This is a genomic window from Bradyrhizobium sp. CCBAU 53351 (assembly GCF_015291745.1).
Classification (GTDB): Bacteria; Pseudomonadota; Alphaproteobacteria; order Rhizobiales; family Xanthobacteraceae; genus Bradyrhizobium.
The window spans coordinates 4,653,587-4,676,983 of the sequence record NZ_CP030059.1; the positions used below are offsets into that span (position 1 = coordinate 4,653,587).

The window sequence follows — 23,397 nt, forward strand, 5'->3', positions numbered from 1 at the left end:
ACATGAGCAAGGTCTGGTTCATCACGGGTGCAGGCAGCGGCATTGGCGCTGCAACAGCCCGGGCGGCGCTGAATGCCGGCGATCGCGTGGTCGCGACTGGCCGCAATCTCGACAAGGTCCACAAAGCGCTGAACGATGTCGCCGGCGAACGCCTCGCGTTCGTCCAACTCGACGTCGCCCAAGAGGCTCAGGCGAAGCCGGCGGTCGACTCGGCGATCAAGGCGTTCGGGCGCATCGACGTTCTCGTCAACAATGCCGGCTACAGCCTGCTCGGCAATTTCGAGGAGTTGGGCACCATCGAGATCGAAAGCCTGATGGCGACCAATTTCTACGGCGTGATGCACGTGATGCGCGCGGTCCTTCCGGTCATGCGGCAGCAGCGATCCGGCCGGATCATCAACGTCAGTTCGCTCGCGGGCATCGTCGGTTTCAAGCATTGCGGGGCCTACAGCGCCGCGAAATTCGCCGTCGAAGGCCTGTCGGCATCAGTGGCCCATGAGGTCGAGCCGTTCGGCGTCAGGATCGTGACAGTCGAACCGGGTTTCTTCCGAACCGATCTCCTCGATGCCAACAACGCCAAATATGCCGACAGCACCATCAAAGACTACGCAGGCGAAGGCAAAGCCGAAGCCATGTGGTCAGGCTATCACGGCGCCCAGCAGGGTGATCCCGCTAAACTCGCTGATGTCCTTGTGAAGATCGCCGGAATGGACAATCCGCCGAAGCAGTTCGCGGCCGGCAGCGACGCGCTTGCCGTGGTCAAGCCGGCGCTCGAAGCACGCCTTGAGGAACTACGTGCATACGAGAACCTGTCAAAGTCGACAGATGGCTCCTTCTGAAATCAAGGAAAGAGTCAATACGGCCATGCCTCTATGGAAATCCGTGAAGTAACGGCGGCAGCGCCTGTATCAGCAACACGGTGCTTCCGCCGAATACGGTGGCACCCACGACAAGCAGGGACACGACCCGCTGCCAAAGCTTCTCGTTGCTGGCAATATCATTCGAATTTGGCATATGCGTGCACCCGCATTCTTCGTGCGACGAACACGTCATAGACTGAGTCGCAGGGGCACTGAGCGGCGAAATTTGCCGGAAAATTAACGCCTGATTCACCGACTCGGACGCCCTGCCCCGATGGGTGTGGGTGGCGGTTTGAACCACCTGCGATTCGGTCCTGATCAGGCAGTCCCATGTAGGCGCTACCGCACGGCATCCAGGAAAACAGGGATCAGTACATATCCCTATTCCGAGGTCGGCTTACAAGCCACCCGCATCAGCTCACGGCCGAACCGACATTACCGACAATGCGTGGGAGGTGCTCGCTCGGGAGAGACGTCCATCGCCGGACGTGAGCCACATTTGAAGCACCAAACCACCAGATGTGAGCGACGAGTTCCGCCGATTTGACGGGATGTTTTCGTCGACGTGGCTTCAAGCTGTCTCAACAGAGATCACGCCCAACATTTCCACCGCTTTCGCAACGGCCGTATGATCCTGACCGGGCCCGAGCACACGCGCGGCCTCTTGCCAAATCTCCGCGCAGCGGATTGAGATCGGCGCATAGACCCGATGCTCATTGACGATCGCCATCGCGGCGTTGACGTCCTTGACCATCAGGTCGAGACTGAAGCCGGAGTTGAACGCTCCGGAGAGCACAAATTGATGCAGTTTCTTCTGCGACGAGTTGCTCATCCCTGTCGATACATTCAGGATATCGACGACCCTGGCCGGTTCAAGGCCCGCTTGCCGACCGATCAGCACAGCCTCAACGGTCGCGAGTAGAGTAGTAGCCGAAACGAGATTGTTTAGCGCCTTCATAGCGTGACCGCTGCCAAGCGCGCCCGTAATCAAGATCGTCGATCCCATCTGCTTCAGCACCGGCTCGGCTCGCGCGATGTCGGTAGCCGAGCCACCGACCATGATCGACAGCTCGCCGGTTCGCGCACGTGGCACCCCGCCGGACACCGGTGCATCGATCATGCAGCAGCCCGCATCAGCCGCCTGAAGACCAAGGAGTTTTGTCTGCTGCGGCGCTCCAGAGCTCATTTCGATGATGAGAAGGTCCTTTCGGCAATGCTCCAGAACGCCGTCCGCGCCGGTTAGCACCGCCTCGACCTCGCGGCTGGTCGGAAGCATCGTGATGACGATATCCGAGGCGGCGGCAAGCTTTGCCACTGAGTGCGCCGCGACTCCCCCAACCTGCCCAGCGAACCGCTCCGCATGCCCGACATCGATATCGAAGAGAAAGAGCCGGTGCCCGGGTGCAAGACGTGCCGCCATGGGCCAGCCCATGGCACCAAGGCCGATGAATCCGATGGTTGGCGATGTCATCATGGCACCTTCGCTTCTGCTTCAGGGGTCTTGGCCGGAATCATGCCCATTTCGGTCAGGACTTCGTTCGCCGCCCTGAAGGCATCAAGTCCTGCAGGGATTCCGCAGTAGACGGTTGCGTGGAGAAGAGCCTCCTTGATCTCATCGACCGTCAAGCCGTTGTTGATCGCGCCCCTGACGTGGAGCTTGATCTCGGCGGCGCGGTTGAGAGCTGTCAGCATCGCAAGATTCAAGAGGCTGCGCGTCCGGCGATCGAGGCCGGACCTGCCCCAAGCGTATCCCCAGCACCACTCCGTCGTAATCCGCTGGAACGCCATGGTGAAATCGTTGGCATTAGCCAGCGATTTATCGACGTATTCGGCCCCAAGCACCTCCCTCCTGAGCTTCAATCCTTCGTTGAAAATGTCTTCGAGCGCTTGATGCGTAGCCATCAACGACCTCCTTTCCAGATTGTCATACAGAATGGCAATCATCCAAATGAGTTGCAAGCCGGATTTGCGTTGGCTAAGGTGATTTTCACGCGAGTCTAAGAGGTTGACGGATGGATCGGCCGACCAGGCGCTATGCAGATCAAACGAAGGTAGCGGCGAGCCCGCAACAGGCGTCACTGCACGTCGCCGCGCCCCCCACTCTTCGGCACCAGATCGTCGAACGACTTAAGGAGGCGATCGAGCTTGGGCAGTTCCCGCCGGGCGCGCGGCTGATCGACCGTGAGCTTTGCGAGCGCATGGGAGTATCCCGCACCTCCATTCGCGAGGCGCTGCGTGAACTGGAAGCGGCCGGGCTCATCACCACTTTGCCCAACAAGGGCTCGATCGTTTCAGTCGTGACGCCCGAAATGGCGCGCTCGATCTACGAGATTCGCGCCGTCCTCGAGGGACTGGCCGCCCGGCTATTTGCTCGCCGGGCCAGCGTGGACCAGATCGCCGCTCTCAAGAAGGCCGTCGACGACCTCGCTTTGATGTACACGAACTATACGCCGCAAAGCATGATGCGCGCGAAGACCGAGTTCTATGGCATTCTGCTGGAAGGATCCGGCAACCCTATTGTCGCGGATATGCTCCGCATCATCCACACCCGTGTCTCTCAGCTTCGCGCCACGTCGCATTCCAATCCCTCGCGCGCCAAGCAATCGATCGCCGAGATTCGTGAGATCGTGGCGGCGCTCGAAGCCCGCAACGACGAAGCGGCCTGGTACAAATGCGTGAGGCATATCGAGAATGCTGCAGAAGCGGCCCTCTCGGTGCTGGCGACGCCACAGCCCTCGAAATCGAGGCCGGGAAAAACCGCGGCCAAACGGAAACCCCGTAAATCGTAGAGGTTGCCGCGCGCTAGCCGCCGCGATGCAAGCCTTGAATTACCCTGCGCTTACGGAAATGCCTCCATCCACATGGAGGACTTCTCCGGTGATGAAATTTGCCTCCGGCGACAAAAGAAAGCACATCGCCTGCGCGACGTCCTGCTCGGTGCAGAGCCTGCGCAGCGGTGTCTTGGCCTTGCGCAACTCATAGCCCTGCTCATCGACGATCGCGCGCGCGCCGGGCGTCGGCACCGCGCCCGGGGCCACCGCATTGACCCGAACGCCTTGCGGTCCGAGTTCGACAGCCAGCGCGCGGGTCAGGGCGACAATGCCTCCCTTCACGGCCGCGTAGATGGCGGTGTTTGCATAACCCTGATCGGCCGCGGGCGAAGCGAGGTTGATGATCGAGGCCGGACGTGCCGCATCACGGTGGCGCAAAAGTGCCTGCGCGCCCCAAACCGGGGCCTTCAATCCGATCGCCAACATGCCATCCATGGTTTCGGCCGACACCTGTTCGATCGGCTCGTAGCGGATCCACATCGCATTGTTGATCACGGCATCGATACGCCCGTAGCGATGCGCAAGCTCCGCCGAAGCCGCCGCGAAGCCTGCTTCGGTCGCAAGGTCGGCGGCCAGCGGCACGGCCTTTCCACCCTTGTCTCCAATTCGGCGCGCGACGATTTGGGCATTGTCGCCTGCGACATCGGCAATTCCGACCGTCGCTCCGGTGCCCGCAAGCATTTCGGCTGCCGCCTGCCCGATGCCGCGACCGGCGCCGGTCACCAGGATGATTTGGTCAGACACGCTCATGGATATCCCTTCGCCTTCTCGATAAGGTATTGACTGTCTATCATACAATATGTTCAAAACTGGAAACAATCCTGATCAAACAAGCGCGGGGAGGAAAGAATGGGATTTGCCAGGCTGAAACTCATGGCGGCGGGGCTGGCGTTTGGTGGGCTGTTTTCCAGCGCAAATGCTCAGACCCCTCCCCCCATCCGGATCGGCGTCATGGCGAAATTCGCGCAGATCAACGGCGCCGCCATCCTCAACGGCGCCACGCTGGCGACCGAAGAAATCAACGCCGCCGGGGGCGTCAAGGGACGCAAGGTCGAGCTGACCACCTATGACGATCAGGGCTCGGCCAGCGACGCCGTTCTGGCGTTTCAGCGCGCCGTCAAGCAGGACAAAGTCCAGGCGATCGTCGGCACCTTTCTCAGTGAGATCGCGATCGCACTCACCCCCTGGGCCGCCCGCCTCAAGGTGCCCTACATCATCACGGGTGCCGGCGCGGATCAGGTCGGTCTGCTCGTGAAGCAGAATTATCCGGCCTACAAGTATGTTTTTCGCTCGATCCTTCCGGCGAGTTCAACCGCGCGCGGCGTCTGCGAGTCGATGGGCGATATCGGCGTCAAACAGCTCGGCTATGCAAGCGCCGTTCTCATGACCGAGGATGCGGCCTGGACCAGGAGCTACGATGAGTTCCTGAAAACATGCCTGCCGTCGGTCGGTCTGAAGATCGTGGATGCGATCAAGGTCGCGACCGACACCAGCGACTTCACACCGATCTTCCAGAAGATCGAAGGCGCCAAGCCCAATGTCATTGTGACAGGCGTCGGAATCATCGGCAACAAGCCGGTCGTGCAGTGGCACAATCAGCAAGTTCCTCTGTTGATGATGGGATATAACGCGCAAGCCGGCGCCAGCGCGTTCTGGAAGGAAACCAGCGGCGCAACGAATGGCGTCGTTACGTTCACCGCCGCATCGGAAGATTCCCCGCTTACGCCAAAGACGGTGCCCTTCGCGAAGGCTTATCTCGCGCGCTTCAACACCACGGCGGCGGCACACTCCTTCGCCACCTATGATGCGATCTATCTTCTCAAGGACGCGATCGAGCGCAGCGGCACCACGGATGCCGACCCGCTCACCGACGCGCTGGAAAAAGCCGACTATGTGGGCGCCAGCGGCCGCATCGTCTTCCAGGGGCCTGATGATCCCCTCACCCACGACATGAAATACGGCAACGGCTTCGTCACCGGCGTCAGCATTCAGTGGCAGGAAGGCAAGCAGGTCACGATCTGGCCACCGAATGCCGCCACCGGCAAGGTGGCGAGCTCGCCTTTCGCATCGAAGTAGTTTTCATCACAGGAACTGTGCGGCCGGTCGATGATCGGCCGCACCGAGAGGTCGTTCGTCGCATGTTGGTTCAACTGCTCATCAGCGGATTTCTCATCAGCGCCATCTATGCGCTGGCGACAACCGGCTTTACGTTGCTGTATGGCGTCAGCGGAATTCTCAACCTCGCACACGGCACCACGCTGGCAACGGCCGGCATCGTCGCCTGGTATGTGGCCGGCCTGACCTCGTTCGGACCCATTCAGATCATCGTCGCCGGGGTAATGGCGGGTATCGTTGTCGGTCTGCTGACCTACGCGCTAATCGTGCGGCCGATCCAGCGCCTGAATGGGCTTTCCGAGGCCGATGAGCACGTCTTCATGCTCGTCGGCACGCTGCTGTGGACCATCATTCTGCAGGAAATACTTGCCAATGTCTTCGGCGATGTCCCGGTGAGCGTCCCGCAGATCGTGAGCGGTGTCGTCAATGTTTTCGGCGTCAGGACGCCGATATCGAGCCTGCTGGTTGCGGCAATCTCGTGGGGTATTCTCGGGGCCCTGTGGCTCTATGTCGGCTTCACCAAGTCGGGCCGCTCGCTGCTGGCCGCCTCGGTCAATCCCCGCGGCCTCGTGCTGTGCGGCTTCAATCTAACCTCGATCCATCAGGTCGTCTGGATCATCTACGGTCTGTTGGCAGGCGTCGCGGGCGTCCTGATTGCCATGGTCCATGGCGTATCGCCAAGCGGCGGCCTCGAGCTCACGGCGACCGCGTTCTCCATCGTCATTCTCGGCGGTCTCGGCAGCGTGACCGGGTCGCTGATTGCAGCAAACATCATCGGCTTTATCGAGACGGCGACCGCCTATCTCGTCGGTCCGTCGCTACGGAGCCTGCCTTCGCTCATCATCCTGGTCGCGGTGCTCTATTTCCGCCCCCAGGGACTTTTCGGGCGCCGGTGACGCCATGGATCATCTGGCAGTGCCGGCCACTTCGAACGTGAGACGTTTTTCATCGCCAGCAACCATTCTGGCATGGCTCGCCGTGCCGTGCCTGATCGCACTTCCCTTCCTCGGGCTCTCCGAATACGCGATCGGCATTTTCACGTTGGGACTGTTCTTCGCGGTTTATGCGATGGGATGGGACCTGCTGTTCGGCTACGCCGGAGAGCCGAATTTCGGCGCGACATTTCTGATCGGTGTCGGCGCCTATACCGCTGCGATGCTCAACAGCAACGGTCTCGCGTCGCCCTGGATCTGCGTCATCGCCGGTTCGCTGATGTCCGTCATCGCCGGGGTGCTTCTTGCACTGCCGGCTCTGCGGCTGCGCGGCCCCTATTTCGGCCTCGTGACGCTCGTGGCCGTGCTCATCCTGCGACAGTTGATCATCCTGTTCTCGCATCAGACCGGTGGCGAGATCGGGATAGCCGTGCCTGACGTGCTGACGTTGAGCGCCGTTGCAAATTACGAGATCGCACTCGCATGCGCCATCGTCAGCGCCGTCATGATCATCACGGTTGCCCGGTCGCCGTTCGGCCTGATCCTTCAGGCGATCGGCCAGGATCCGCTCAATGCCCAGGCCATGGGGTTCAGCATCGTCAAGTACAAGCTCGCCGCCTTCTGCTACAGCGCGTTCTTTTCCGGTTTAGCCGGCGCTCTGATGACGTTCTATATGGGAACCGCATCGCTCAACGTCTTCGTCGATGCGTCGGTTGGGGTCCAGATCATCATCGCCGCCATCATCGGCGGCCGCCGAACCATTATCGGGCCCGCTATCGGCGGCGTCTTTCTCATCGTGCTCGGCGAATATATGCGCCCGTTCGGCCGGTTGAGCGAACTGGTCGTCGCGGTCATCGCACTGCTCGTGCTGCTGTTCCTCCCCAACGGCCTGCTCGGCCTGTTGAAGTTGAAGAGAAGCGCACGCTGATGCTGCTAAAGGCCACGGACCTGCACAAGCGTTTTGGCGGCCTCCAGGCCGTCAGCGGCGTCGATCTTACAGTCGGCGAGCGCGAGATCGTCGGCCTGATCGGACCAAATGGATCAGGCAAATCCACGCTTCTCAGCCTGCTCATGGGCATCCATCGGATCGACGGCGGAACGGTGCGGATCGGCGATACGGACATCACCGGATGGCCCCCGCACCGGATTGCCCGATCGGGAATGAGCATGATGTTCCAGCATTCCCGGCCGCTGCTCCAGCAAACCGTGCTGGAGAACGTCCTGCTCGCGCTGCTTCCCGACAGCATGCTCAACTTTCGCTTTTCCGAGACGCTGCGCGGCCGCGCGCGGGCTATCCTGGGTCAGGTTCATCTGACTGACGTGGCGGACCGGTTACCCGGAGAGTTGGCCTTTGCCGACCTTCGCAGACTGGAGCTCGCCAAGACCCTCGCCGCGCAACCCAGACTGATGCTGCTCGACGAGCCGTTTGCGGGCCTCAGCGCCACGGAGGTGCGCGAGTTCTCCACCTTGATCCGCACGATGCGCGACGAAGGCCGCTCCGTCATTCTGGTCGATCACAATGTGAAGGGCGTGCATGCGCTGGTCGATCGCATGGTGGCCATGAGCAGTGGCGCCAAGATCGCCGACGACCGCCCCGATCGCGTCCTCGCTGATGAGCAGGTCCGCAGGGTCTATCTTGGCTCCGGCGCGACCGGCGCGGCAGTCGCTGCTTCGCAGACCAGTTCCGCGCCCATCCTCGAGGTCGCCGACCTGACCGTTCGATACGGCAAGGCCAGCGCGCTCGACAAGGTGTCCCTGACCGCCCGGCAGGGTGAAGTGACCGCGATCGTTGGCCTCAATGGCGCCGGCAAATCCACGCTATTCCATGCGGTCTGCCGGCTCGTTCGGAGCACGGGGACCGTCAGCTTCGACGGGCACGCCATCGCCGACAACACGGCCCAGATCGCCAGATCCGGTGTCGTCCTGTGCCCCGAAAAGCGCGAGCTGTTCGGCGACATGACGGTGTTCGAGAACTTGCGGATCGGCGGCAGCCATTTGCCGACGGCGGATTTCCGCCAAAGGATCGATTTCGTCGAAACGCTGTTTCCCCGCCTCGCCGAGCGCCGCAAGCAGAATGCGCGGACGCTGTCGGGCGGTGAGCAGCAGCAATTGGCCATCGGCCGGGCGCTGATGATGAAGCCGAAGCTGCTTTTGATCGATGAACCGACGCTCGGGCTTGCCCCCGTCGTCCTGGATCTGATCTCGGAGACGATCGAGAAGCTGCGCACCTCCGGGGAATTGTCCCTGTTCATCGCGGAGCAAAACATCACCTTCGCGCTCCGGCATGCCAATTCGATTCACCTGCTCGAACAAGGACAGATCGTCTGGTCGGGCCCCACACACCGGTTTGTCGACGAGGTCGGCCACAAGGTGCTGTAACGCGTCGGAGGAATGACTGATGAGGATGGAGACCACAACAACCACCCAGGCGCGGGGCAAGACATTCGCCATTCACGGCTTCTGCGAGCCTCGATTTGCAGGTGTACGAGAGGCGTTCATCGAGAACTACCTGCGTGAAGACGAGATCGGCTCCGCGTTCAGCGTCGTGGAAGATGGCAAGACGGTCGTCGATCTCTGGGGCGGCTGGAAGGATGCCGGCTGCACGAAACCCTGGGAGCGCGGCACCATCGTCTGTATGATGTCGGTGGTGAAAGGCCTCGGCGGCATTGCCTTCAACATGCTGATCGATCGTGGCCTTGTCGATCCCGATGCTCCCGTTGCCAAATACTGGCCCGAATTTGCCCAGAACGGCAAGGCGACTCTCCCGGTTCGCTTCGTGCTCGATCACCGGGCGGGGCTGCCCGTCGTCACCGCGCCGCTTCCTCGCGGCGCCATGTTCGACCGTGAAGCCATGACGACGGCGCTCGCCGCGCAAGCGCCGCTATGGGAGCCCGGAACCCAGGCTGGATATCACATTCACACCCAGGGCTTCCTTCTCAGCGAAATCTGCCGGCGCGTAACCGGCAAGACGATGGCCGGCTTCTTCCGCGACGAGATCGCATTGCCGCTCAAAGTGGATTATCAGATCGGTGGTTTAAACGAAGTCGATCAGATGCGGTGTGCGGAACTTCAGCCCGTGCTTGAGGGCACGCTGTTCGCCGTCAAGGACCGGGAGCCGGATACCTTGCTCGGCAAGGCCTTCGCGCAGAATCCGGACGAACCCTGGCCGGTGACGCTCAATTCGAAGGCGTGGCGCGAGGCCGAGATCTCCAGCGCCAACGGCCACGGAAACGCGCGCGCCGTTGCGCGGATCTATGGGACGGTCGCAAGGGGCGGAGAACTCGACGGTGTTCGCCTGCTGTCGCCAGCGGGAATCGAGCGCATGCGCACCGAACAGCACAACATGACCGAGGTCATGCAACAACGCCCGTACCACCAGGGTCTTGGCATCCTGCTCAACACGGCGGAGGCGGTGTGGATGGGACCTAACCCGAAGGCATTCGGTCATCACGGGATTGGCGGATCACTTGGAATGGCCGATCCCGAGGCGAAACTGGGCATCTCCTACAGCGTCAATCGGATGCACGCGCGAGGAGACAATGGCCCGCGTGCGCGCCGGTTGATCGAAGCCGTTTACACATCGCTATAAGGGAGTTCTGGCATGGATCGCACAACAAGCGCAGACGTAGCCGTGATAACCGGCGGCGCCGGCGGCATTGGCGCCGCCACGGCAGCGATCCTGCGCGAAGACGGCTGGCGCGTGGTTATTGCCGACCTCGATCTCGACCGCGCGCAGGCCGAAGCCAGTCGCATCGGCGCGTCCGCTTGCGCCATCGACATCGCTGACAAGCAATCGGTTGACGAGGCAGCGGCTTGGGTCGAACGCGAGATTGGTCCCTGCGGCGCCCTCGTCGCCTGCGCGGCACATCTGGAAAATCCACACCGGCCAGAGGCTCAGGACATCGCGGAGTTTGACCGGATCGTCGCGACCAACATTCGTGGCACATTCGTCACCCTAACCGCCTTCGGCGCGAGCATGCTGCGACGCGGGCGAGGTTCGATCGTCACCATCGGCTCCATCACGGCGCTCAATTCATCCCCTCTGGTGGCCTACGGGCCGTCCAAGTCGGCCATTCTGGCGATGACGCGCGATTTCGCTGGTGCTTGGGGACGAAAGGGAATCCGCGTCAATTGCGTGTGCCCGGGGCCGACGCGGACGCCTGCTGTCGAAGCAAGCTACGCCAGAGGTGAACGCGATCCCGGTATCATGACTGCACAGACGGCGTTGGGCCACCTCGTCGACCCCCGCGATGTCGGACATGCCGTCGCGTTCCTGCTGTCGGAAAGAGCCCGCTCGATTACCGGGACTGTTCTTCCGGTGGATGCCGGTACGCTCGTAAGCCAGTTGTGGTCGCTGTACGGCGGCCTGCCCGCTTAGAGCGCCGGCAACTCGATATCGAGAGCAATGTTCGCGAAAACAGCCTGACCGGCTGACGTCTGGGATCACGCATTCGTGCACATCGCTGCGCCGCTGGCAGCCAGCAGCGCCGGTCACTGGCTTGGATTGCACGGCTCGCGGGGAGCACTATCAGAACGCCACCTTGACGCCGCCATTGACTCCGAAGTCATTGCCGTCCGCCCGTGCGAAAGTGCTGACCACATTGACCGTTGCGCTGACCTTGTCGGTGATGACGGCCGCGACACCGGCGGCAATCTTGCCGTATGTCTGGTTGCGGTTATCGATCGGGGTAAGGACCGGCAACAGCGGTGTCGTGACCTGCGTCGTGATAAGCGTGCGGCCGGAGCCGATGAAGTCATGCTCGGCCGTCAGGTTCACGAACGGGCTATACAGGCCCTTTCCGATCAGCAAGGGAGCGCGCAACTGGACACCCGCACTGCCCGTCAGGTTGTCGAGCTTCTGCTTGTCGACGATGTTGGTCAGCAGAATATCGCCGGTTTCGGTATAGCCCGCGATTTGCGCATTAATGTAGGAAAATCCCGCGATCGGTCCGACCCGCAGTATGCCGGTGTCAAACAGGTAGCCGGCCTTGCCTGCCAGTGTGAACGTATCGGCATTGGTCGAGCCACGGATGGTGTCGATGATGCCCTGGCGATCGGTTGCAAAGTTCTGGCGTCCGTAGGCGGCGAGACCGTCGGCAAACCAGTTGGCGGCGGTATAGGACGCATAGCCGCCGAGCTGGAAAGCATCGATCTTGTAGTGGGCGTTCTGTACCGCAAGGTTCACGTTCGGCTGCGCATAGCCGAACACGGCGCCGACGCGCAGATTCGGGTTGATCCTGTACTCGACCCCGATGCTGCCGCCGGGCGATCGGTAGTCGTAGCTCGACAGGAACGCCTGTGCTTCACGGTTGCCACCGGCGTAGCTGGTCTCGCCATATACCGACCATGGACTGGCAGCGACCTGCTGCAGCGGACGGGCCTTGGCTGGCACTTCCCGATAGGCCGCCATCGCGTTCATCGCGTTGCCCATTCCATACGGTGCAAACGACCGGTAGCCATCCAGCCTGCCGAATACCGCATTCGCGAAGCTGTTGGCGCTTGCCAAGGCGACGTCGGCTTGCGGCGCGACGGTCAGCGGCGCATCCATCTGGTTTGCCATGTAGCGGGCGATCAGCGCGAAGCCTGCACTGGTCGGATGAATGGCGTCCCAATAAAAATAGCTATTCTGGACGGCCGTCGAGGCGGCGAGGCAGCCCGGAGTGCCCAAGGCGACCAGACAACCGCTGGCGCTGGCAAAGCCATATTGACCGGGATTGGCCACGATCCTGGCCTGCAGGGTCTCGTAATCGAACAGGAAGATGCGCGTCCCTGCCCTCGCCGCAGGCGCCAGCAATTGCTGGACCTGCTGGTAGTAGGTGTGCGCCCACGCAGCGCGTTGGGCAGGCGTTGTCGCAGGATCGCCGAATGGCGCCGGGAAATAGAAGGGATTGCCGGGGCTGACCCAGGCGATGTTATGCGCGCCCAGCGCGATCAGTTGTTGCACGCCGGTGGCCGCATTGCCCGCTGACGTGGTTGCCAGCGCCTGGATCTGCGCGATGCTGTTGGCGCTGCCGAATTGAGCCTGATCGTTTCCGCCGATCGACAACGCGACGAGATCGCGCGAACCGAACCTGCGGCCGCTGGCAACAAAGGCCGCTACTTCCTGGCTAAAGCCGGGAAGACCGGGAATGACGTTGGTGTTGCCGGTCTGCGCGCCGCCGATCGCATAGTTGGTGAGCGGCGCAAGGTTATAGGTCGACTGCAGTGAGTCGACGAAGTTGGTGCCTTGGCTGAACCGGCATGTCGGATTGGTCGGCGGGCCCGCTGGACAGGGAAAGCCGAGCAGGCGAAACGCGCCGCCCGGCGCCGAGCCCGTATCGGCGTAACTGTCGCCGAAGCCGGTGATGCCGGTGAATGGCGTTGATTGCGCCAACAGTGGTGCCGGAGCCCCCACGAGACCGATTGCCGCGACCGCAAAACGCAGCGCGCGTCGCCACTGCGAACCGCCGCGGGCGGCCGATATGGGCCCCTGCGAAATAAATCTGTGCAAGCGGTTACGCTTCCCCATGGCGCCGTCCTCCCCCTAAAGCCCCGCGTATCCGCGTCTTTTGTGGGAGATATTGTTCTTATTATGAACTGTTCTTGTCAAGAACAATTCGACAAATGAATTGCACTGCGCAATCCGGCAGGCGAAGAAGGACACCCGATCGGATCGATGAGAGAATGAGCTTGGCGGATCAACTGTTTCGAGCGCCGCGCGCGGCGCCCCCTTCCCGGAAGACTGCGGCCGCTGAGAGAAAAAGGCGGCCATTGAAACAGCCGACCGAAGCGGGCGCGTCGGTCAGTCTGGAGCGACTCACGAGTCTCGCCGGCTATTTGATCCGGCAAGCACAAGTGTGGGTCTTCCAGGATTTCAATGCGACGCTGGCGCCCCTGGATATTCACCCCGCACAGTACTCGATCCTAACGGTGATAAGAGAAAACCCCGGACTTTCGCAGATGGCGCTGTCGCAGGCGCTTGGCATCGTGCGGTCCGGCGTGGTGCCATTGCTTGATGGCCTCGAGTCAAGAAAGCTCCTGAAGCGAACCGCCCACGTCTCGGATCGGCGCTCGCACGCGCTGCACTTGACCGCGGAAGGCAACGCACTGCTCGCACGAGCCGATGCTTTGGTGCAGCAACACGAGGATCGCCTGATCCAAAAGGTCGGTGCGCGTGGTCACAAGCAGCTCATCGATATACTCAAGGTGTTCGGGCGCAACTGAGATTTGGCGAAACACAACTTATGCAGCCATTGCATCAATGAATCGAAACCAGCTCAATGATCTCGCAACCTTCAAAATCGCGGCTGACGAAGGTAGATTCAAGCGGGCAGCGGCGCAGTCTGCTACGATAGGGCTGCTTACTGAAGTTCGTGGTCATTGATGCGAAAAGGGTGTGGCGGCCTTCGCAAACCCGAAGGTGCGGAATACTGTGGCCCCATGCGTTCCATCACCGTCGGTTGCAACCAGATAGATCTCGTTTGTGCCAGGCTTAAACGCCATGCTGGTCGTAAGGAGAAAGCGACCCTTGTCCCTCCCTGGTATGAGGATCTGGCCAATAGGCAATCCGTTCCGATTGAAGACGAGGACGCGGCCTTGATGGAACATGGCAGCGTAGACATTGCCGTCGGCATCCACCCGCAAACCATCAGGTGACGGCCCGGTGAAGTGATAGGCGGTCGCTGTGCCCAAGGGCGCTACCGTCGTGGCGTTCGCAAGCGTTACGCGGTGCAGCACATTCCGGGCGTATTCGGTGACCCAGAGGGTCTTTCCATCCGGCGACAACGCAACGCCGTTCGCGGCAGCAAGATTTGGCAAGATCGGCGAGATCCGCCCGTCAGGGGAAGCGTAATAGACACCCCCGCTAGGTTGGGTGGATGTACCCTTGAGGTCCGCGAAGTAGAACCCGCCCGCGCTATCGAAGACCAGATCATCCGGGAGGTAGCCGGCGCTCGGCGGGATGACCTCGGCACGACCGCGGCCATCGGGCTCGAATGAGACAATGCTCCCGGATGTCATGTTTCCAACACCGGCAAGGAACAGACGGCCGTCCTTGTGAACGGCAAGTCCTGTCGGAGCGATGGCGTTCGGATCAACTACGGTCGTTACGGCCTTGTCCGGCGCGACCTTTAAAACCCGGCCGGTGAACATGTCCACGAACAGCAAGTTGCCCGCTTTGTCGAAGACTGCGCCTTCCAGAAAAAGTCGCTGATCGGTCAGTTCCAGCCACGGCTCCGACGTGACCGTCTGTAAACCGATTTCCGAGGGCGGTATCGGCACGGGAGTTCGGCTCGCGGTGGTGTAGGCGAGCGCACGAGAACCTTCGCGATCAGTGGCCTGGGCGTGTGCGACGCCGAGCACGAGAAGGGAAAGGACGGCGGCCGTGACGCACCATTTATGACGCTTCATCAGTCAGTATCCCGCAGCGCTCATAATATCTGTCCACTTCAATCGCGGAAGGCAACGCACCGCCACACGAACCGATGCTTTGGTGCAACAACAAGCAGATCGCCTGATCTAAAAGGTCAGTGCGCGTGGTCACAAGCAACTCATCGAGATTCTCAAAGTTTTCGGGCCGCTGGTTACTAGCGAGGAGTTCCTGAGAAAACGCTGTGACCCGTGGTGAGAATAGTGCCCACATCGCTGTCCGGCTAAAGCGCTCTACTCGCAGGCCTATGCCTTCGGGAGAGCGCTTCGGTCATAACAGTTGACGCCTTCAGTCATCGACAAGTTCCAAGGCCGCTTTATGGAGGCGTTCACCCTGTATGGGCGTGCTTGAAACGGCTCCTTCGATCGCCTTGATGTCGGACGTGGTCAATTGGACGTCGACGGCACAGAGGTTCTCTTCGAGCCGGTGCAACTTCGTAGTGCCCGGGATCGGAACGATCCAGGGCTTCCGTGCCAGAAGCCAGGCGAGCGCGACTTGCGCCAGCGTTACCCCCCTTTGTTCTGCGACCTGATTCAACGCTCCAACCAGCGCCAAGTTTGCTGCGCGCGCTTCCGGAGCAAAGCGTGGAACGTTGCTGCGGAAATCGGAAGAATCGAGCTTGGTGTCCGCGGTGATTGCACCCGCCAGAAACCCCGCACCCAGAGGGCTCCAGGGAACGAACCCGATTCCCAGCTCCTCGCAGGCCGCAAGAACACCGTTGTGTTCAACATTTCTCGTCCATAGCGAATACTCGCTCTGGACAGCCGTGATCGGCGCAACAGCGTGGGCGCGGCGAATGGTTCCGGCGCTCGCTTCGGAAAGGCCGTAGTGCTTCACCTTACCTTGGTTGATAAGCTGGCCGAGAGCGCCGGCCACGTCCTCGATTGGCACGGCGGGGTCGACACGGTGCTGATAGAACAGATCGATGACATCCGTCTTAAGACGCTTCAGCGACTGATCGACCACCGCCAGGATGTGTTCCGGGCGGCTATCAAGGCCGTACCGCGTACCGTCCGAGTTGATGCCAAAACCGAACTTCGTTGCTATGACCACCTTGTCTCGAAAGGGCGCGAGCCCCTCGCCCACGAGTTCCTCATTTGTGAACGGTCCATACACTTCGGCCGTATCGAAGAACGTCACGCCGCGCTCGACTGCCGCGTGGATCATCTTGATGGCTTCGGCTCGCTCCAACGGTTTGCCATAGGTCGAATTAAGCCCCATGCAGCCGTAGCCGAGTGCGGACACCTCCAAGCTGCCCAGTTGACGTTTTTTCATCGGAATCTCCATCGCGATCATCACTTCAAACCGCGCTTAGCTAGTTGTTCGCATGACGCAGATATGGTCCGACAAACGCACTTTGATTAGACGTTCAATCTTGCATGCAGTGATGCGTGATATTCACAAGTGGATATGTTGCAGTTGGGACGAGGCAGCGAGGCCGCGGATACCAAAAAGCGCGGTATGCCTGTCCGAAATCTCGACGAGCGGGCCTCGACCACCGCCGCTGCGCTACGCCGCCCTGATTCTGTCCCACGCCTTTCTAGGTCGAAGCCAATTCGTCGCGTAGTAGATCGCGACAACGTAGAGCCCTGCGATCGTCATGCAGTGGATAAAGAAGGCCGCCACCGACTCCTCGAAATTCCACCAGTCGAGCGTCATCTGCATCGACAGTTTCGTGCCGACGCCTAGCTCGAAGGAGCTCCAGACTCCGTGGGCGGCGACGACCACGGCGATTGCGCGAAGCATGACGGTTCGTATCGCGCTCGCTCCGGAGACGCCTAACAAGCTGCGAGCCACGCCCATGATCATCGACCAGCGAAGGCCGAGATGAATGGCAACGATGACGAGTGACCAGTAAGCCGCTAGTGTATGGATCTGCCGCGCCTTGAAACCGCCGTCGAGCGGCATGAAGCCGGAAAGGCTTCTGGAAATCAACACGCTGGTGATGAGCAGAACCAGCATGGTAATCAGTAGCAGCACTGTGACGCCGGTGTTGATCAGCCCGCGTACCTCTCGCGTCCCAGCGATCCTACTGTACCAACGGCGATTGAAGACGTTGTGAACGATGACCAGCAAAAACATAGCGGCGCCGACCAATTCGTGAATGGCGTTGTCCAGCCAGTAGTAGGCAAGACCGATCAGCAATAGACCAGCAGCCATAAAGGCAATCATTAGCCGCAGTACGAATACAAATGCCAAAACTTGGCCCTCTCAGCGCTAAGGGCCTATTCGATCGGCGTTCCAGAGAAATCGGGAATGCGGTTGGACGTAAACAGGTATTCGTTGTTCTCGCGCCCCTGATGGCAGGACTGGCAGCGGCCGGTGTTCTCACTCACGTTGACCGACCTATCAGGCCAGAACCACTGAAACTGCCAGTCGCCGGTGCGGCGACGTTCGTCATAGTCCGCGGCCCATCCGTCGCCCTTCTCCATGACGAAGTAACGGTAGAGCTTACCATCCCGGTAGTCGACCAACACAAAATGCGTCCCGCGCGGGACCGGTTGACCATTCTTTACGGCTTCAATCGCCTCCCGGGTGGTCATGATGTGCTCGGTGACATTGCCGCGCCTCACGGTGGTGTAGTGCACCAACTGTTCGAGGTTCTCGGGAAACTTCACCCGATTTGTCTCGGCACGCACCTGCCAACCGACTAGAAGTACGATCCCGGCCGCCAAAGCGACCAGCGTGCTGCGCCTTGCAACTCTTTTCATGAACAAGCTCGCTCAATTTCGAAAATTGCAGATCAAAGTGGATCAGTTGCGGCGCTCTAACGCATCGTCTTCGCAAGGCTGTCCGTCAATTCAGCGCGACGATGTTTCTGCCGCCCATTGCAAGACAATCGACGACGTCGACACCTGCGGGAACGACAGTGGAGATGCCCGCGGCTGAACGAGGGGGACCTGGCGGGAAAGGGTTCTTACGCGCCCTTCCCTGCCGCCACTACGCACGACGTCCCGTCAGGCCGACGCCAGATGCTGGCCGAAGAACTCGGCCAGTTTCGAAACGGCCGGTCCAACGAACTGAGGCTTGTCGTAGAGATCGACATGTGTCGCGCCGTCGACCACGAACAGCTCCTTCGGCTCCTTGGCCTTACCGTAGACCCGATCGCTCCAGAATTTCGTCTCGGCCTTGGAGCCCGCGATAACCAGCAAGGGCCGGGGTGAGATCGTCTCAATCATCTCGAACGGGTAGAACGCCATCTGCTGGGGCAGGCTGGACAACATATAGCGGTTCACCGAGTTGGGATGCTGCCCTCGTGCCGTACGGTAATATTCGTAGCCTTCCCTGTACATCACAGGGGTCGCCGCCGTGAAGTCAGCCGGCGAATTGGCCACGATGGGCACCAGGCGTACGGGCTCTCCGCGCGCCTCCCGGCTGCGCTGTTCGCCGGCATCCTTGAGCCGCTTGATCCGTTCCTCATAAGAAATCGAACCCGAAAGACCCTCCCGGCGGCCTTCGCCGATATCGAACGTGCTGACGGCCGCGACGGCTCTGACACGATGTTCATGCTGGGCGTGGTTCAGGGCGTAGCTGCCGCCGATACAGATGCCCAGAGAGCCAATCCGCGTCGGATCGACCTGCGGATACTGAGCGAGGAAGTCGATGGCGCAACTGATGTCGTCCACGCGCTGCCCCGGCACCTCCATGAGGCGCGGTTCGCCGCCGCTTTCACCTTGGTAGGACGCATCATAGGCCAAACCGATAAAACCCGCCTCGGCGAGACGCTGGGCGTAGAGGCCGGAGGATTGTTCTTTGACGGCACCGAACGGATGGGTCACCACGATCGCAGCATACTTCTTTGTGCTGTCGAAGTTTGCGGGCTTGAACAGATTAGCGACGATGTTTGTCCCCATGTTCCTCGCAGGATAGATGACGCGTTCGATCGTAACGCCTTTCTCGTTGGGATAGTTGACCACTGCCGGTCCCTTCACGACGGTGGCTTGAGCCGACACAGAACTGGTTCCAACCAGCGCTGAGCTGGCCACGACAGCGCCCGACAGCAAGAATGCAGAGGTCCCGAGGAACTGGCGCCGCTTCGCGTCGACGATCCTATTATCCATCGCATAGTCCTTTTGCGTAATAGAGACTGGCAGGGCGGTGTGTCACCTGGCCCGCGCAGCATTTTCTCGGAGCTGGAAAACGTTGTGGCAAATGTGCCACTTCCCATCCTTCAGACCGTTCGGATGCTCAAGCGCGTCCCACGCTCAAGCGACGTCTCGGAGCAAGTCTAGTGAAACTTGGACACCGCGATTAGCCGGCTAGATTGGCATGCAGTACTGAACAGGATTCATAAATGCAGGAGCAATATCTGCGAGTGACGGGGTTTCTCCCCATCGCAGGGGAGCGCAGTTTCATAAGAGAGGCCGCCCCAGCCTGCCTGTAAGCGTCATCCTTCCACGCCGCCAGCTTCCAAGGCCCATCTAGCGCAACTGGATTGGTCGTACTAGGTTACGCAATTAGCCTCCACTACTGAACAGGATTCAATAATGGCGCGAGACAACATCGGCGACTTGACGACGTTTCTCGCTGTCGCACGCGAGCGCAGTTTCACGAAAGCGGCAGCCCAACTCCGCCTGTCGCCGTCATCCCTTAGCCACACGATCCGGGGCATGGAAGAACGACTCGGTGTTCGGCTTTTGACGCGGACGACACGGAGCGTCTCACTTACAGACGCTGGCGAGCGCCTGGTCCAGACAGTCGGCCCCCATTTCGAAGAAATCGATGCCGCGCTGTCGGCGCTGACCGAACTCAGGGATAAACCTGCAGGCAGCGTCCGCATCACGGCTGGTGAACACGCTGCCGTCGCGGTCATTTGGCCTGCCGTCGAAATGCTCCTGCCGGACTATCCCGACATCCAGGTAGAGATCGTTATCGATCACGGCTTCACGGACATCGTTGCTGAACGTTTCGACGCCGGCGTGAGGCTCGGCGAAGAGGTCGACAAGGACATGATCGCGGTGCCTATCGGTCCCGAAATGCGGATGGCTGTGATCGGGACACCATCCTATTTTAGCCGGCACCCTAAACCGTTGACCCCGCAGGATCTGACCGCCCACCGCTGCATTAACATTCGCCTGCCAACCTTCGGCGGCTTTCATGCCTGGGAATTCGAGAAAGACGGACGCGAGCTTCGAGTGCGTGTGGATGGACCTCTTGCGTTCAATGGATCTCGATTGGCGTTGATGGCGGCCCGCAGCGGCGCAGGATTGGCCTACCTCTTTGAAGACCATGTCCGGGAGGACATCACCAACGGGAGCCTGATACGCGTCCTGTCCGATTGGTGTCCGCCGTTTTCCGGTTATCATCTCTATTATCCAAGCCGCAGGCAGCTCTCGCCTGCCTTCGCCGTTTTGGCGGATGCTTTGCGGAACCGATCAACCGTAGGAAGTTAGCTGCACAAGAACTCGGCGGAAGCCACATTGCTCCTGTGCGTGGAGTCCAGATCGCAGATAGTCCGCTCGCTCTCGCCCTTCACGTCTGAGTTTCGAATTGTTGCTGCCATCGCAGCAGATAGGACTGAAGCGAACGGACGAGGAAGGCGAGCACCATACCTACCACCATCATCACGAAGATAGCGACCATCATCTCGCTGGCGTTGGCACGGGCCTCCGCTTCGATGATGAGCTTGCCGAGCCCGCGTTCCGCGCCGATGAATTCGCCGACGATGACCCCGATCAGCGCAAACGAGACCGCCGGCATCAGCGAAGCGAATACCCAGGCCAATGCCGACGGGACCACAACGGTTCGCAGGATGGCCCATTCGCTGGCGCCGAGCAGACGCGCCGCCGCAATCTGATCGCGGTCGACCGCCCGCGTGCCCTCGAAAGTATTGAAGAAGACCACGAAGAAAACCACGATCCAGGCCGTCGCGATCTTCGACATGTCGCCGAGCCCGAACATCAGGATGATCAGGGGCACCATGGCAATGCGGGGAATTGAGTTCAGCGCGACGATGTAAGGTCCAAAGATCCGCGCCAGCAGATCGGACCGGCCGAGGATCAGCCCCGCGGCGATGCCCGAAACAGAACCGGAGATAAATCCCCACCACGTGTTCTTCAGCGTCACCAGCGTGGCGAACCAGAGATTGTTTTCGTCGGCGCCAAGGCACGCGACAAAGCCGTCTTGCGGCCGCAGGCAACCGAGTTTCAGGAAACTCTGCCAGATCGCCGACGGCTTGGCGATGAAGTATGGATCGAGGATCTTTGGCACATAGGCCTTGGGCAGCAGCGCCTTGCTCCATTCGAAACCCCACTGCCAGATGACGAGCAGCGATACCAGGATTGCTAGCTGCCAGAACAGAATGACGGCGCGGCGGGTCATGATGCATCGGCCTTTGTGCGTCGAAACTCTTCGCCGAGGGAATGCCAGATGCGCGAATAGAGCCTGCCGAACTCGTCCGTTTCGCGCAATTCCACGGGATCGCGCGGCCGCGGGAAGGAGACGTCGAAATCGTCCTTGATGCGGCCAGGACGCGCCGACAGCAGAATAATGCGGCTAGCCAGCGTCAGCGCTTCGCCGAGGTCATGGGTGACGAACAGCACCGTCTGGCGTTCACGCTCCCATATCTCGAGCAAGGTTGCGTGCATCTCGAGCTTGGTATGGGTATCGAGCGCGCCAAAGGGTTCGTCCATCAACAGGATCTCGGGCTCCATGATCAACGTGCGCATCAGCGCCACGCGCTGGCGCATGCCACCGGACAGGGTTCGCGGAAAACTCTCGCCGAACCCGGTGAGGTCGGCGGTAGCGATCGCCTTGGCGACGCGCGTTTTGCGCTCCGCTCGGGGCAGGCCCGCGATCTCCAGACCGTAGCCGATATTGGCTTCGACAGTTCGCCAGGGGAAAACCGTGTCGCGCTGGAAGACATAACCGACCTTGCGGTTCACCTTGCCGGGCTCGACGGTGTCTTGGTCGATCAGAATGCGCCCACCCGAACGCGGCAGCAGCCCGGCCACCATGTTGAGGATAGTGCTCTTGCCGCAGCCGGACGGACCGAGCAGCGCCACGAACTCGCCCTCTCGAACGTTGAACGAGACGTTATCGACGGCGGTGAATTCACCGCCGCGCGCGCCGAACCGCTTTACGAGACCGTCGACCGCAATACGAACGGGGCCGCTGGCGGAGGACCCGACCGGCACCATCGAGGACAATGGAGCGGTGCTGACCTCGGTCATTTGTATTTTGCCTGCGCTGCGTCGAGAAAGCTCATATCGACGATGTCCTGATATTTCGTCTCCGGAATATCCGTGCCCTTGCGATACCAAGGTTTTGCGCCGCGGTCGTAGGCGGCCTGATCGATCCGCCCGTCATAGGCCCAGGTCGATTTGTCGAAGCCGAGTTCGGCCTTCACCGCGACCGGATCGACCCCTGCGAAGTATTTCTCCGCGACCAGCGCATAGACCTCATCGAACGGCGCCGTTTTCACCCAGCGCATGGAACGATAGATGGCATTTACAAATGCCTGTACGGTCGCCTTGTCCTGATCGATGGTGTCCTGCAGCGCGTAGATGACGAGCACCGGCATTGTGCCGCCGAAATCCTTCTCGAAGACACCGGGCTGCGCGGTATCGTAGATCGCCTTGCCGAAACCTTTGGCCTCGGTTTCGACGATCCAGCTCGGGGGCGCCATGATGGCATCGAACTGCTTGGTCTCGAGCGAGGGGAACATGGTGTTCGGCCCGCCGCCCGCGACCCAGTTCACCTTGTCGGCGAGCCCGCGGGTCTCGAACACATAGGTGCCGAACACCCAGGTTCCGGACCCGATCGCCGTTGCCGCGATGATGGGTTTTGCGCCGTCCGGCCGCTTATAGGCCGCGAGCTTTTCGAGCGAGGTAATGCCAGAATCATATAAATCCTTGCGCACGACAATGCTGGCGTAGGACGCGACCGCTTCGGTCGCCAGCAGGATCTTGCACGGCTTGCCGCGCGCAGTGAGCTGCAACGCGTGGCTGGCATCGCCATGTGCGAACATCACCTGCCCGGCCGCCAGCGTCTGACGGCCAAAGGTGCCGGCATTGCCGGTCACCAGCTTCAGCTTGACGCCTTCATCCCTAAAGTAGCCTTTGAGTTCCGCGACCATGCCGATGGCGTAGACTGGAGAGACCGGCCCAAAGGCGAGCGTGGCAAGCTTGTCTTCAGCGTGCAGGGTCCGGGGCAGAAGCGGCGTTGCGGCCACGGCCGCTCCCGTCATGATGGCCTGGCGGCGTGTAACGCGCATGCATTCCTCCCGATCGTTTGTCTTCTTTTTAGCGTGG

23 protein-coding genes are annotated in these 23,397 nt (G+C 60.8%); 11 read left to right on the forward strand and 12 right to left on the reverse strand.

Annotated features, from left to right (window positions below):
- Positions 1-2: 2 nt before the first annotated feature.
- Positions 3-839: an SDR family oxidoreductase gene (locus XH83_RS22055; protein ID WP_194402849.1), complete on the forward strand. Its 837-nt coding sequence runs from the start codon at positions 3-5 to the stop codon at positions 837-839.
- Positions 840-1,431: 592 nt separating this feature from the next.
- On the opposite strand, the gene XH83_RS22060 is transcribed toward XH83_RS22055, so the two are convergent.
- Positions 1,432-2,334, reverse strand: coding sequence for an NAD(P)-dependent oxidoreductase (locus tag XH83_RS22060; protein WP_246776292.1), 903 nt, complete (start codon positions 2,332-2,334; stop codon positions 1,432-1,434).
- Positions 2,331-2,762, reverse strand: coding sequence for a carboxymuconolactone decarboxylase family protein (locus tag XH83_RS22065; RefSeq protein ID WP_194402850.1), 432 nt, complete (start codon positions 2,760-2,762; stop codon positions 2,331-2,333). Before XH83_RS22065 ends, XH83_RS22060 begins: the two co-directional genes overlap by 4 nt.
- Positions 2,763-2,872: 110 nt before the next feature.
- Between XH83_RS22065 and XH83_RS22070 the strand changes: the two genes are divergently transcribed.
- The gene (locus tag XH83_RS22070) at positions 2,873-3,649 is read left to right on the forward strand and encodes a GntR family transcriptional regulator (RefSeq protein ID WP_194402851.1); all 777 of its coding nucleotides are present in this window, start codon (positions 2,873-2,875) and stop codon (positions 3,647-3,649) included.
- Between the two features lie 39 nt (positions 3,650-3,688).
- On the opposite strand, the gene XH83_RS22075 is transcribed toward XH83_RS22070, so the two are convergent.
- Positions 3,689-4,372, reverse strand: a complete 684-nt coding sequence (locus XH83_RS22075; protein WP_194402852.1) for an SDR family NAD(P)-dependent oxidoreductase — start codon at positions 4,370-4,372, stop codon at positions 3,689-3,691.
- Between the two features lie 168 nt (positions 4,373-4,540).
- On the opposite strand from XH83_RS22075, the gene XH83_RS22080 reads away from it, so the two are divergent.
- The 6 genes from XH83_RS22080 (at position 4,541) to XH83_RS22105 (ending at position 11,116) form a co-directional block, all read left to right on the forward strand.
- A complete protein-coding gene (locus XH83_RS22080; RefSeq protein ID WP_194402853.1) occupies positions 4,541-5,767 on the forward strand; it encodes an ABC transporter substrate-binding protein in 1,227 nt (408 codons plus the stop codon).
- Positions 5,768-5,829: 62 nt separating this feature from the next.
- Positions 5,830-6,702 carry a branched-chain amino acid ABC transporter permease gene (locus XH83_RS22085; protein WP_194402854.1) on the forward strand — a complete coding sequence of 291 codons (873 nt, stop codon included), beginning with the start codon at positions 5,830-5,832 and terminating at the stop codon, positions 6,700-6,702.
- 37 nt (positions 6,703-6,739) lie between these two features.
- Positions 6,740-7,666, forward strand: coding sequence for a branched-chain amino acid ABC transporter permease (locus XH83_RS22090; protein WP_246776293.1), 927 nt, complete (start codon positions 6,740-6,742; stop codon positions 7,664-7,666).
- On the forward strand, positions 7,666-9,117 hold the full coding sequence (locus XH83_RS22095) for an ATP-binding cassette domain-containing protein (RefSeq protein ID WP_194402856.1): 1,452 nt from the start codon (positions 7,666-7,668) through the stop codon (positions 9,115-9,117). The genes XH83_RS22090 and XH83_RS22095 overlap by 1 nt, the downstream gene beginning before the upstream one ends.
- Positions 9,118-9,136: 19 nt before the next feature.
- On the forward strand, positions 9,137-10,327 hold the full coding sequence (locus XH83_RS22100; protein ID WP_194402857.1) for a serine hydrolase domain-containing protein: 1,191 nt from the start codon (positions 9,137-9,139) through the stop codon (positions 10,325-10,327).
- A 12-nt stretch (positions 10,328-10,339) separates the two neighbouring features.
- Positions 10,340-11,116, forward strand: a complete 777-nt coding sequence (locus XH83_RS22105) for an SDR family NAD(P)-dependent oxidoreductase (protein ID WP_194402858.1) — start codon at positions 10,340-10,342, stop codon at positions 11,114-11,116.
- Positions 11,117-11,266: 150 nt separating this feature from the next.
- Here XH83_RS22105 and XH83_RS22110 read toward each other — a convergent pair whose 3' ends face one another.
- Positions 11,267-13,246 (reverse strand): autotransporter domain-containing protein, encoded by a 1,980-nt coding sequence (locus tag XH83_RS22110; RefSeq protein WP_246776294.1) that lies wholly within the window; start codon positions 13,244-13,246, stop codon positions 11,267-11,269.
- A 242-nt stretch (positions 13,247-13,488) separates the two neighbouring features.
- Between XH83_RS22110 and XH83_RS22115 the strand changes: the two genes are divergently transcribed.
- Positions 13,489-13,941: a MarR family winged helix-turn-helix transcriptional regulator gene (locus XH83_RS22115; protein ID WP_246776295.1), complete on the forward strand. Its 453-nt coding sequence runs from the start codon at positions 13,489-13,491 to the stop codon at positions 13,939-13,941.
- Between the two features lie 153 nt (positions 13,942-14,094).
- On the opposite strand, the gene XH83_RS22120 is transcribed toward XH83_RS22115, so the two are convergent.
- The 4 genes from XH83_RS22120 to XH83_RS22135 all read right to left on the reverse strand — a co-directional run bounded on the left by XH83_RS22120 (position 14,095) and on the right by XH83_RS22135 (position 17,856).
- Positions 14,095-15,126, reverse strand: coding sequence for an SMP-30/gluconolactonase/LRE family protein (locus XH83_RS22120; protein ID WP_194402860.1), 1,032 nt, complete (start codon positions 15,124-15,126; stop codon positions 14,095-14,097).
- A 307-nt stretch (positions 15,127-15,433) separates the two neighbouring features.
- Positions 15,434-16,420 carry an aldo/keto reductase gene (locus tag XH83_RS22125; protein WP_194402861.1) on the reverse strand — a complete coding sequence of 329 codons (987 nt, stop codon included), beginning with the start codon at positions 16,418-16,420 and terminating at the stop codon, positions 15,434-15,436.
- A 234-nt stretch (positions 16,421-16,654) separates the two neighbouring features.
- Positions 16,655-17,344 carry a DUF4405 domain-containing protein gene (locus tag XH83_RS22130; RefSeq protein WP_194402862.1) on the reverse strand — a complete coding sequence of 230 codons (690 nt, stop codon included), beginning with the start codon at positions 17,342-17,344 and terminating at the stop codon, positions 16,655-16,657.
- 26 nt (positions 17,345-17,370) lie between these two features.
- Complete coding sequence (locus XH83_RS22135) at positions 17,371-17,856, reverse strand: cytochrome P460 family protein (protein ID WP_194402863.1); 486 nt, start codon at positions 17,854-17,856, stop codon at positions 17,371-17,373.
- Here XH83_RS22135 and XH83_RS22140 point away from each other — a divergent pair.
- Positions 17,855-18,034 carry a hypothetical protein gene (locus XH83_RS22140; protein WP_194402864.1) on the forward strand — a complete coding sequence of 60 codons (180 nt, stop codon included), beginning with the start codon at positions 17,855-17,857 and terminating at the stop codon, positions 18,032-18,034. The two genes, XH83_RS22135 and XH83_RS22140, sit on opposite strands and share 2 nt — an antisense overlap.
- 68 nt (positions 18,035-18,102) lie before the next feature.
- Here the strand turns inward: XH83_RS22140 and XH83_RS22145 are convergent, their stop codons facing one another.
- Positions 18,103-19,206 carry an alpha/beta hydrolase gene (locus XH83_RS22145; protein ID WP_194402865.1) on the reverse strand — a complete coding sequence of 368 codons (1,104 nt, stop codon included), beginning with the start codon at positions 19,204-19,206 and terminating at the stop codon, positions 18,103-18,105.
- A gap of 426 nt (positions 19,207-19,632) precedes the next feature.
- Here XH83_RS22145 and XH83_RS22150 point away from each other — a divergent pair, with 426 nt between their 5' ends.
- Entirely contained in the window at positions 19,633-20,538 is a 906-nt protein-coding gene (locus XH83_RS22150; protein WP_194402866.1) for a LysR family transcriptional regulator, read from the forward strand.
- 79 nt (positions 20,539-20,617) lie between these two features.
- On the opposite strand, the gene XH83_RS22155 is transcribed toward XH83_RS22150, so the two are convergent.
- From XH83_RS22155 to XH83_RS22165, 3 genes are all read right to left on the reverse strand, one after another.
- Positions 20,618-21,466: an ABC transporter permease gene (locus XH83_RS22155; protein ID WP_194402867.1), complete on the reverse strand. Its 849-nt coding sequence runs from the start codon at positions 21,464-21,466 to the stop codon at positions 20,618-20,620.
- Positions 21,463-22,149, reverse strand: a complete 687-nt coding sequence (locus XH83_RS22160; protein WP_246776296.1) for an ABC transporter ATP-binding protein — start codon at positions 22,147-22,149, stop codon at positions 21,463-21,465. Before XH83_RS22160 ends, XH83_RS22155 begins: the two co-directional genes overlap by 4 nt.
- A 164-nt stretch (positions 22,150-22,313) precedes the next feature.
- Positions 22,314-23,360, reverse strand: a complete 1,047-nt coding sequence (locus tag XH83_RS22165) for an ABC transporter substrate-binding protein (protein ID WP_194402868.1) — start codon at positions 23,358-23,360, stop codon at positions 22,314-22,316.
- Positions 23,361-23,397 lie beyond the last annotated feature (37 nt).

Coding starts and splice junctions, on each gene's coding strand:
- XH83_RS22055 (WP_194402849.1), top strand. CDS start 3: ATGAGCAAGGTCTGGTTCATCACGGGTGCAGGCAGCGGCATTGGCGCT.
- XH83_RS22060 (WP_246776292.1), bottom strand. CDS start 2,334: ATGATGACATCGCCAACCATCGGATTCATCGGCCTTGGTGCCATGGGC.
- XH83_RS22065 (WP_194402850.1), bottom strand. CDS start 2,762: ATGGCTACGCATCAAGCGCTCGAAGACATTTTCAACGAAGGATTGAAG.
- XH83_RS22070 (WP_194402851.1), top strand. CDS start 2,873: ATGGATCGGCCGACCAGGCGCTATGCAGATCAAACGAAGGTAGCGGCG.
- XH83_RS22075 (WP_194402852.1), bottom strand. CDS start 4,372: ATGCTTGCGGGCACCGGAGCGACGGTCGGAATTGCCGATGTCGCAGGC.
- XH83_RS22080 (WP_194402853.1), top strand. CDS start 4,541: ATGGGATTTGCCAGGCTGAAACTCATGGCGGCGGGGCTGGCGTTTGGT.
- XH83_RS22085 (WP_194402854.1), top strand. CDS start 5,830: ATGTTGGTTCAACTGCTCATCAGCGGATTTCTCATCAGCGCCATCTAT.
- XH83_RS22095 (WP_194402856.1), top strand. CDS start 7,666: ATGCTGCTAAAGGCCACGGACCTGCACAAGCGTTTTGGCGGCCTCCAG.
- XH83_RS22100 (WP_194402857.1), top strand. CDS start 9,137: ATGAGGATGGAGACCACAACAACCACCCAGGCGCGGGGCAAGACATTC.
- XH83_RS22105 (WP_194402858.1), top strand. CDS start 10,340: ATGGATCGCACAACAAGCGCAGACGTAGCCGTGATAACCGGCGGCGCC.
- XH83_RS22110 (WP_246776294.1), bottom strand. CDS start 13,246: ATGGGGAAGCGTAACCGCTTGCACAGATTTATTTCGCAGGGGCCCATA.
- XH83_RS22120 (WP_194402860.1), bottom strand. CDS start 15,126: ATGAAGCGTCATAAATGGTGCGTCACGGCCGCCGTCCTTTCCCTTCTC.
- XH83_RS22125 (WP_194402861.1), bottom strand. CDS start 16,420: ATGAAAAAACGTCAACTGGGCAGCTTGGAGGTGTCCGCACTCGGCTAC.
- XH83_RS22140 (WP_194402864.1), top strand. CDS start 17,855: ATGAACAAGCTCGCTCAATTTCGAAAATTGCAGATCAAAGTGGATCAG.
- XH83_RS22135 (WP_194402863.1), bottom strand. CDS start 17,856: ATGAAAAGAGTTGCAAGGCGCAGCACGCTGGTCGCTTTGGCGGCCGGG.
- XH83_RS22145 (WP_194402865.1), bottom strand. CDS start 19,206: ATGGATAATAGGATCGTCGACGCGAAGCGGCGCCAGTTCCTCGGGACC.
- XH83_RS22150 (WP_194402866.1), top strand. CDS start 19,633: ATGGCGCGAGACAACATCGGCGACTTGACGACGTTTCTCGCTGTCGCA.
- XH83_RS22155 (WP_194402867.1), bottom strand. CDS start 21,466: ATGACCCGCCGCGCCGTCATTCTGTTCTGGCAGCTAGCAATCCTGGTA.
- XH83_RS22165 (WP_194402868.1), bottom strand. CDS start 23,360: ATGCGCGTTACACGCCGCCAGGCCATCATGACGGGAGCGGCCGTGGCC.